9 protein-coding genes are annotated in these 7,628 nt (G+C 61.8%); 8 read left to right on the top strand and 1 reads right to left on the bottom strand.

The window, feature by feature from the left end:
• Window positions 1–351 precede the first annotated feature (351 nt).
• The 8 genes from ccoN to B058_RS0111505 all read left to right on the top strand — a co-directional run bounded on the left by ccoN (window position 352) and on the right by B058_RS0111505 (window position 6,033).
• A complete protein-coding gene (ccoN, locus tag B058_RS0111540) occupies window positions 352–1,794 on the top strand; it encodes a cytochrome-c oxidase, cbb3-type subunit I (protein ID WP_018508646.1) in 1,443 nt (480 codons plus the stop codon).
• Between the two features lie 13 nt (window positions 1,795–1,807).
• Window positions 1,808–2,413 (top strand): cytochrome-c oxidase, cbb3-type subunit II, encoded by a 606-nt coding sequence (ccoO, locus tag B058_RS0111535; protein WP_018508645.1) that lies wholly within the window; start codon window positions 1,808–1,810, stop codon window positions 2,411–2,413.
• A gap of 7 nt (window positions 2,414–2,420) precedes the next feature.
• Entirely contained in the window at window positions 2,421–2,591 is a 171-nt protein-coding gene (locus B058_RS0111530; protein ID WP_018508644.1) for a cbb3-type cytochrome oxidase subunit 3, read from the top strand.
• Window positions 2,588–3,508: a cytochrome-c oxidase, cbb3-type subunit III gene (ccoP, locus tag B058_RS0111525; protein ID WP_018508643.1), complete on the top strand. Its 921-nt coding sequence runs from the start codon at window positions 2,588–2,590 to the stop codon at window positions 3,506–3,508. Before B058_RS0111530 ends, ccoP begins: the two co-directional genes overlap by 4 nt.
• 100 nt (window positions 3,509–3,608) lie before the next feature.
• Entirely contained in the window at window positions 3,609–5,024 is a 1,416-nt protein-coding gene (ccoG, locus tag B058_RS0111520) for a cytochrome c oxidase accessory protein CcoG (RefSeq protein ID WP_018508642.1), read from the top strand.
• Between the two features lie 20 nt (window positions 5,025–5,044).
• The gene (locus B058_RS0111515) at window positions 5,045–5,572 is read left to right on the top strand and encodes a FixH family protein (RefSeq protein WP_018508641.1); all 528 of its coding nucleotides are present in this window, start codon (window positions 5,045–5,047) and stop codon (window positions 5,570–5,572) included.
• A gap of 1 nt (window position 5,573) precedes the next feature.
• Window positions 5,574–5,708: a DUF3149 domain-containing protein gene (locus B058_RS17560; RefSeq protein ID WP_018508640.1), complete on the top strand. Its 135-nt coding sequence runs from the start codon at window positions 5,574–5,576 to the stop codon at window positions 5,706–5,708.
• Between the two features lie 25 nt (window positions 5,709–5,733).
• Window positions 5,734–6,033, top strand: coding sequence for a hypothetical protein (locus tag B058_RS0111505; RefSeq protein WP_018508639.1), 300 nt, complete (start codon window positions 5,734–5,736; stop codon window positions 6,031–6,033).
• 34 nt (window positions 6,034–6,067) lie between these two features.
• On the opposite strand, the gene B058_RS0111500 is transcribed toward B058_RS0111505, so the two are convergent.
• A complete protein-coding gene (locus B058_RS0111500; protein ID WP_081616782.1) occupies window positions 6,068–7,531 on the bottom strand; it encodes a GGDEF domain-containing protein in 1,464 nt (487 codons plus the stop codon).
• Between the last annotated feature and the right edge of the window lie 97 nt (window positions 7,532–7,628).

Here is a 7,628-nt window from a genome sequence, read left to right as displayed (position 1 = left end):
CAAGTTCTCGGTGCATCGCCCGGCCTCACGGTCGGGCGTGGATTGAAACAGCTTGCCAATACCGGGCAGTGTTAGCTCGACGCCGAGTATTGAAGTAACGAAAGTGAGCTTAGGCACGACAACCTGATGCATATCAATTGCGCGGGAACTGATCTATACCAAATTCAAATTTGGCATAAAAACAGGGATGCGTCTTTTTCGCAACGAAACAACACTATGGCCGACCGATCCGCTCAGCGCGTGGTGCGGCAACTTGACACACCCGAATAAATAGATATATTTATCTTCATATGCGAAACAGATCATCAAATTCGCATGTACTAATCAAGTCATCAATCACGGGAGACGTGTATGGAAGCGACAACCTACAACTATAAGGTCGTCCGCCAGTTCGCCATCATGACGGTGGTGTGGGGGATCGTCGGTATGCTGGTCGGGCTCATCCTGGCCTCGCAACTGATCTGGCCGGACCTGACCTTTGGCATCGAATGGCTGTCATATGGCCGCCTCAGGCCGCTGCATACCAATGCGGTGATCTTCGCCTTCGGTGGCTCCGCGATGTTTGCAGTGTCGTACTACATCGTGCAGCGCACCTGCCAGGTTCGGCTATGGGCCGAGAAGCTGGCCGCGTTCACCTTCTGGGGCTGGACGGCCGTGATCGTGCTGGCTGCCGTCACGCTGCCGCTCGGCATCACCACTTCGAAGGAATACGCCGAACTCGAATGGCCGATCGACCTGTTGATCACGGTGGTGTGGGTCTCCTATGCGCTGGTGTTCTTCGGCACCATCATCAAACGCAAGACCAAGCACATCTACGTGTCGAACTGGTTCTTCGGCGCCTATATCCTGGTGATCGCACTGCTGCATCTCGTCAACAGCGCCGAGCTGCCCTGGATTCTGGGCGGCAGCACGAGCGCCTGGTACAAGTCCTACTCCGCCTACGCCGGCGTGCAGGATGCGATGGTGCAGTGGTGGTACGGCCATAACGCGGTGGGCTTCTTCCTCACCACCGCCTTCCTCGGCATGATGTACTACTTCATTCCCAAACAGGCCGGCCGGCCGATCTATTCCTACCGCCTCTCGGTCGTGCACTTCTGGTCGCTCAACTTCATCTACATGTGGGCGGGCCCGCACCATCTGCAGTACACCGCGTTGCCTGACTGGGCACAGTCCCTCGGCATGGTGTTCTCGCTGATGCTGCTGGCACCAAGCTGGGGCGGCATGATGAACGGCATCATGACGCTGTCCGGCGCGTGGCACAAACTGCGCACCGACCCCATCCTCAAGTTCATGGTCACCGCGCTGTCGTTCTACGGCATGTCGACCTTCGAGGGGCCGATGATGTCGATCAAGACGGTCAACGCATTGAGCCACTACACCGAATGGACCATTGGCCACGTGCATTCCGGCGCGCTGGGCTGGGTGGCCATGATCACCATCGGTTCCATGTACTACCTGATTCCGCGCCTGTTCGGCCGTGAATCGATGTACAGCACCAAACTCATCGAATGGCACTTCTGGTTCTCCACCATCGGCGTGGTGCTGTACATCGCCTCGATGTGGATCGCCGGCGTGGCGCAAGGCCTGATGTGGCGGGCAGCCAACCCCGACGGCACGCTGACCTACAGCTTCGCCCAGGTGGTCGCCACCATGCATCCGTTCTACGGCATCCGCCTCGCCGGCGGGGCGCTGTTCTTCGGCGGCATGCTGATGATGGCCTACAACGTCTGGCAGACCGTCCGAGCCGGACGCGTCGTCAATGACGCCCCCATCCCGCAAGCCGTCCACGCCTGATAGGAGACCGAACATGATTTCGCATGAAAACATCGAAAAGAACCTCGGTCTGCTGATCGTGCTGACCATCCTCATTGTCAGCGTCGGTGGTCTGGTACAGATCGTGCCGCTGTTCTTCCAGACTTCCACCACCACGCCGGTGGAAGGCCTGAAGCCCTACACGGCGCTGCAGTTGATGGGACGCGACATCTACATCCGCGAAGGCTGCGTCGGCTGCCATTCGCAGATGATTCGTCCGTTCCGTGCCGAGACCGAACGCTACGGCCACTATTCGGTGGCAGGCGAGTATGTCTACGACCGCCCCTTCCTGTGGGGCTCCAAGCGCACCGGTCCCGACCTGGCACGTGTCGGCGGTCGTTATTCGGACGCCTGGCAGGTCGCGCACCTGATGAATCCGCGCGACGTAGTGCCGGAATCCATCATGCCCGCCTACCCCTGGCTTGACCGTCCGCTCAAGGACACCGGCATCCAGGCCAAGATGCGCACGCTGGACATCGTCGGCCACGGCTATAGCGAGCAGGAAATCGCCGCGGCACCCGCGGCGCTCCAGGGCAAGACCGAGCTTGATGCCGTCATCGCCTACCTGCAGGTGCTCGGCACCCACGCGCCGAAGAACTGAGCCCGGCATGGACAGCGGAACCCTCAGCGGCATCATCACGGCGGTCTTCGTGATCGTATTCATCGGCATCGTCTGGTGGGCCTTCAGCACGCGCAACAAGCAGCGCTTCGAAGAAGACGCCCGACTGCCCTTCGAAGATGACGACGACCGGCCCGCTAAACAAGGAGACAAGCAATGAGCGATTTCACAAGCGGCTTCTGGCCGATCTACATCAGCGTCCTGACCCTGGTGAGCATCCTCGGCACCTGGGTATTTCTCAAATCGCAGACCACCCGCAAGTTTGCGCCCGGCGAGAAGGCCGAACTCATGGAACACACCTGGGACGGCGACCTCCAGGATCTCAACAATCCCCTGCCGCGCTGGTGGCTGGGGCTGTTCTACGGCACCATGATTTTCGGGCTGGGCTACCTCGCCCTGTGGCCGGGACTGGGCAACTTCGCTGGCTTGCTGGGCTGGACCTCCAAAGGGGAATACCAGGCCGAGGTGAAAGCCGCCGAAGCCAAGTTCCAGCCGATGTATGCCGGCTTCATGCAGCAGGATGTCGCGACCGTGGCGGCCGACCCGAACGCGCGCGCCATCGGCAAGCACCTGTTCCTGACCTACTGCTCACAGTGCCACGGCTCCGATGCCATGGGCGCCAAGGGCTTCCCCAACCTGACCGACAATGACTGGCTCTACGGCGGCGAGCCCGACACCATCGTGGCCACCATCACCAACGGCCGCGCGGGGGTGATGCCGGCATGGGAGCCGATCCTCGGTGCACAAGGCGTCAAGCAGGTGGCCAACTACGTGCTCTCGCTGTCGGGCCGCAAGCACGATGCCGCTCTGGCCGAAGCAGGCAAGGCGAAATTCGCCGAGAACTGCGCCGCCTGCCACATGCCGGACGGCACTGGCATGAAGGCGCTGGGCGCGCCCAACCTCACCGACAAGGTGTGGCTGTACGGCGGCAACGAGGCGACGATCATCGAGACCATCAGCAAAGGTCGCAACGGTGTCATGCCTGCCTTGACCCAGACGCTCGGCACCACCTCCAACAAGGAAGCCAAGCTGCACCTGCTGGCGGCCTATGTGTACGGGTTGTCGCAGAAGCAGTAAGTCGTAAGCAATGAGCGGTACTCGCCGGACAAACCGGCGAGCCGCTTGAACGTATTGTTCCAGTGCGTTCAAGCGGCTCAGACTTTCACGGACAAACGCAGTGACCAACAACAAGCAGCCCGCCTCCGCCGACGCCGCGACCGAGCAGCAGCTCTACGCGATCCGGCAAAAAATCCAGCCGCGCGCGGTGCACGGCGTATTTGCCAACTGGCGCGTCGCGCTGGTGCTGCTGACCCAGACGCTCTACTACGGCATACCCTGGCTGCAATGGGACCACCGCCAGGCGGTGCTGTTCGATCTGGCCGCGCGCAAATTCTATATTTTCGGCCTGGTGTTCTGGCCGCAGGATTTCGTCTATCTCACCGGTCTGCTGATCCTGTCGGCGCTCTCGCTGTTCCTGTTTACCGCGGTGGCCGGGCGTCTATGGTGCGGTTACGCCTGCCCGCAGACCGTGTACACCGAGGTTTTCATGTGGGTGGAAAACTGGCTGGAGGGTGACCATCTCGCACGCAGAAAACTCGACCAGTCGCCGTGGAATGCCAACAAGCTGAAGAAGCGCGGGCTCAAGCACGTCGTCTGGTTCGCGATCGCGCTGTGGACGGGCTTCACTTTCGTCGGCTATTTCACCCCGATCCAGACGCTGGCGGCCGAGACGATTCAAGCCAACCTCGGTCCATGGGAAACCTTCTGGATCCTGTTCTACGCCTTCGCCACGTGGGGCAACGCCGGTTTCATGCGCGAGCAGGTATGCAAGTACATGTGCCCGTATGCGCGCTTCCAGAGCGTAATGTTCGATTCCGACACGCTGACCGTGACCTACGACAGCTCCCTCGGCGAGCCGCGCGGCCCGCGCAGCAAGAAGACCGATTACAAGGCAGCCGGGCTCGGTACCTGCGTCGACTGTAACGTCTGCGTACAGGTCTGCCCCACCGGCATCGATATCCGAAACGGCCTGCAGTACGAATGCATCGGTTGCGCCGCCTGCATCGACGGCTGCGACCAGATCATGGACAAGATGGGCTACCCGCGCGGTCTGATCCGCTACACCACGGAAAACGTGGTGAAAGGGAAATACCCGGATACCGGCATCGTCAGGCACGTCCTACGTCCGCGCACCATCATCTACACCGTGCTGCTGACACTGATCGCGGGCGCATTCCTCTACAGCCTCGCCACGCGGGTACCGCTCAATGTCGGCGTGGTGCGCGACCGCGCGGCATTATCGAAGGAAACCGACGAAGGCAAGATCGAGAACGTCTATCGCCTGCAGATCATCAACAAGGATGGCCAGGCTCACCGCTATACGATCCAGGCACACGGCATCGAGGATCTCGAGCTAGAGACCGCCACGCGCGATATCGCGGCAGCTCCCTTGCAGACCATCGACATTCCCGTCAGCCTGACAGCCGACCCGGAAGAACTGAAGGGCCGCTCGATCGCAGTCACGTTCACGATACAAGCCACCGACGATCCGCGCATCAGACAGGACGTCGCCACCAAGTTCTTCAACCGCTAGATATTGTGAGGCACGGCACCATGACGAATACAGCCTTTCACGCCAAACCCTGGTATCGCGAACCCTGGCCATGGTTCCTCATGAGCCTGCCCGCCATCGCAGTCGCCGCCGGACTGACCACCGTGTGGATTGCCTACCAGAGCGCCGACGGGCTGGTGGTGGGCGATTACTACAAGGAGGGGCTCGCCATCAACCAGACGCTGGAGCGCGACGACGCCGCGCACGCCCTGGCGCTCGCCGCCACGGTGAAAAGCGAGGACGGCGCGCTGGTGCTCACGCTGGCCGGCCATCTGACGGCCTATCCCGACCAATTGATCCTCACGCTGGCCCATCCCACGCATCAGGGCCTGGATCACACGCTCACCCTGCATCGCGCCGGCGGCAGCCGCTATCGCGCCATGCTGCCCGCCATGCCCGACGGGAAATGGCACGCCCAGCTGACCGATGCCGCATCCACTTGGCGCCTTGCTGGCGTGCTGCATTCCCCATTCAAGCAAGCCGTCACGATGTCATCCGATTCCGCCGTTCGTCAACCACAGGGAGAATAAAATGGACGTTGTACTCAATCTGCTGTTCAGCAGCCCGATCGGCCTCTTGAGCCTGTTTACCATCCTCTTCATCATCGGCATGGCGATCTACCTGATGGTCTGGTACAAGCGCAAGATGAACAATCCTGAAGAATGACGTCCACCCAGACGAGGAGCACGCCATGATGCAGCGCCTGATCCACATTCTGTGGCCGTCCTTCCTTGTGGCCGGCGTGGCCGACATCGTTTTCACCACCTTGTTCGATCCGCTGGAGATCGTGTACCACGGCGAAGCGGTGATCGAACAGCGCCTCGCCGCCTATACCATCGGCTTCTTCGTGTTCTGGCTGCTGGGTATCGCGTCCAGCGCGATGACCTGCTATTTCCAGCGTGGCGCGGATGAAATCAACCGCTGCCCCCTGCCGCCGCGCAACCGGCCCGAGGGCTGCCCCAAACGCGACGATGGCAGTGGCTGCTGCTAAGAATCCATGCGCCACGTGGCCTGCGCGCTGCAGCCTAACCCGGGCAAACCTGGTTGCGGCCCTGGTTCTTGGCCCGATAGAGCCCCGCGTCGGCACGTCGCAGCAGGCCATCGATTTCTTCCGATGCATCCTCCAGCGCAGCAAGCCCGGCACTGACGGTAATATGGGCCGGGCACCCCGGGACCACGTTTTGCGCAATCAGCAACCGCAGGCGCTCGGCCATCAGCAGGGCTTCAGACAGCCCCTGGCCTGGCAGCAGGACGACAAACTCTTCGCCTCCCAGGCGCGCGAAGATGTCGCCCCCGCGCAGCGTGGCGTGGATAGTGGCAGCCAGCGCCACCAGCACCTTGTCGCCGGTTTCGTGGCCGAAACGGTCGTTGACCGATTTGAAGAAATCGATGTCCAGCATGATCAGCGACAATGGCAGCCCCTGACGCTTGGCGCGGCTGATCTCGACCTTGGCCAGTTCCATGAAATGGCGCCGGTTGCTGGCACCGGTCAGGGGGTCGATCGAGGCCAATTCCTCTAGATGCTGGTTGGCCAGTTCCAGGTCATGGGTACGCGCCTCCACTCGTGCTTCGAGTTCTCGGTTGAGACGGTCGAGTTCGTCATGGGTCGCCCGCAGATCCTGTAGTAGCGCGGCCAGCGCGAGCGACGAGAATGCCAGCACGGCCAGATATTCCTGCAGCAGCAGGACCGTCTCCCCCGGCGTGGCGGCAAGCAGGGGACTCACGCCTTTGAGGGTAGCCATGATTGCGATGGCGGCGATCAGTAACACGATACTGGCCGCACCCCGCACCCCGAAGCGGACGGCCGCCCACAGGGGCAGCGGAAACAACAGGAAAGGTCTTCTTGGGAAACTGTCGGTGGCGCCCTGCGAGAAAACCCAGACGGTGAACAGCAGGGTCAGCGCCAATAGCGCGGCAGCTTCCAGGGGGCGGCGTGTGGCTGGTTGGGACGGACCCTGCAGCCAGCCCAGCACGAGCGGCGTGATCAGCAGTACGCCCATGCCATCTCCCAGCCACCAGATTGTCCATAAGTCCCAGAACGACGTGGTGGTCGGAGCACTCAGCGAATAGATCGACGCGCCCAGCAGGGCCGCCAGTCCGCTGGCCAGCCCCAAGACCAGCCCGAACAGGGCGACATGGCGCAACCGGTCGAGCGCAAAGGGACAGGCGACACGCTGCAGCAACCAGGCAGCCAGCAGGCATTCGAACAGGTTGACGCCAGCAAAACCGATCGCCTGCGCGAGGTTGAAGGTGGGTAGGTCGGCGGCGATTTCCGCCGCCACGGCCGTCAGCAGGTAGAGCGGCCAGTCGCGCCTCGGCGCCAGCAACAGCGTCGCCAGCAGGATGCCGTTGGGCAGCCAGAAGATAGAGATGCCCTCGGACATGGACGAGGCGGCCACGCCGAGCACGGCGCCCAGGTAATACCCCAGCCCGACCGCAAGCAAGCGAAGCGGTCTCGCAGACGTCGTCCCGGCGTTATTGAATGCCATGTCTATCGGGTACGGCGCGTGAATGCGCAATACGCACCGCCTGCTACCCTCCGCTTGTTATGTCACCAACTATCGCGAGGTCGCAGCGGGATTGTCA

It is taken from the genome of Thiobacillus thioparus DSM 505 (assembly GCF_000373385.1).
Taxonomy (GTDB): domain Bacteria; phylum Pseudomonadota; class Gammaproteobacteria; order Burkholderiales; family Thiobacillaceae; genus Thiobacillus; species Thiobacillus thioparus.
This window is presented reverse-complemented; position numbering and strand designations above follow the sequence as displayed.

Coding starts and splice junctions, on each gene's coding strand:
- ccoN (WP_018508646.1), top strand. CDS start 352: ATGGAAGCGACAACCTACAACTATAAGGTCGTCCGCCAGTTCGCCATC.
- ccoO (WP_018508645.1), top strand. CDS start 1,808: ATGATTTCGCATGAAAACATCGAAAAGAACCTCGGTCTGCTGATCGTG.
- B058_RS0111530 (WP_018508644.1), top strand. CDS start 2,421: ATGGACAGCGGAACCCTCAGCGGCATCATCACGGCGGTCTTCGTGATC.
- ccoP (WP_018508643.1), top strand. CDS start 2,588: ATGAGCGATTTCACAAGCGGCTTCTGGCCGATCTACATCAGCGTCCTG.
- B058_RS0111515 (WP_018508641.1), top strand. CDS start 5,045: ATGACGAATACAGCCTTTCACGCCAAACCCTGGTATCGCGAACCCTGG.
- B058_RS17560 (WP_018508640.1), top strand. CDS start 5,574: ATGGACGTTGTACTCAATCTGCTGTTCAGCAGCCCGATCGGCCTCTTG.
- B058_RS0111505 (WP_018508639.1), top strand. CDS start 5,734: ATGATGCAGCGCCTGATCCACATTCTGTGGCCGTCCTTCCTTGTGGCC.
- B058_RS0111500 (WP_081616782.1), bottom strand. CDS start 7,531: ATGGCATTCAATAACGCCGGGACGACGTCTGCGAGACCGCTTCGCTTG.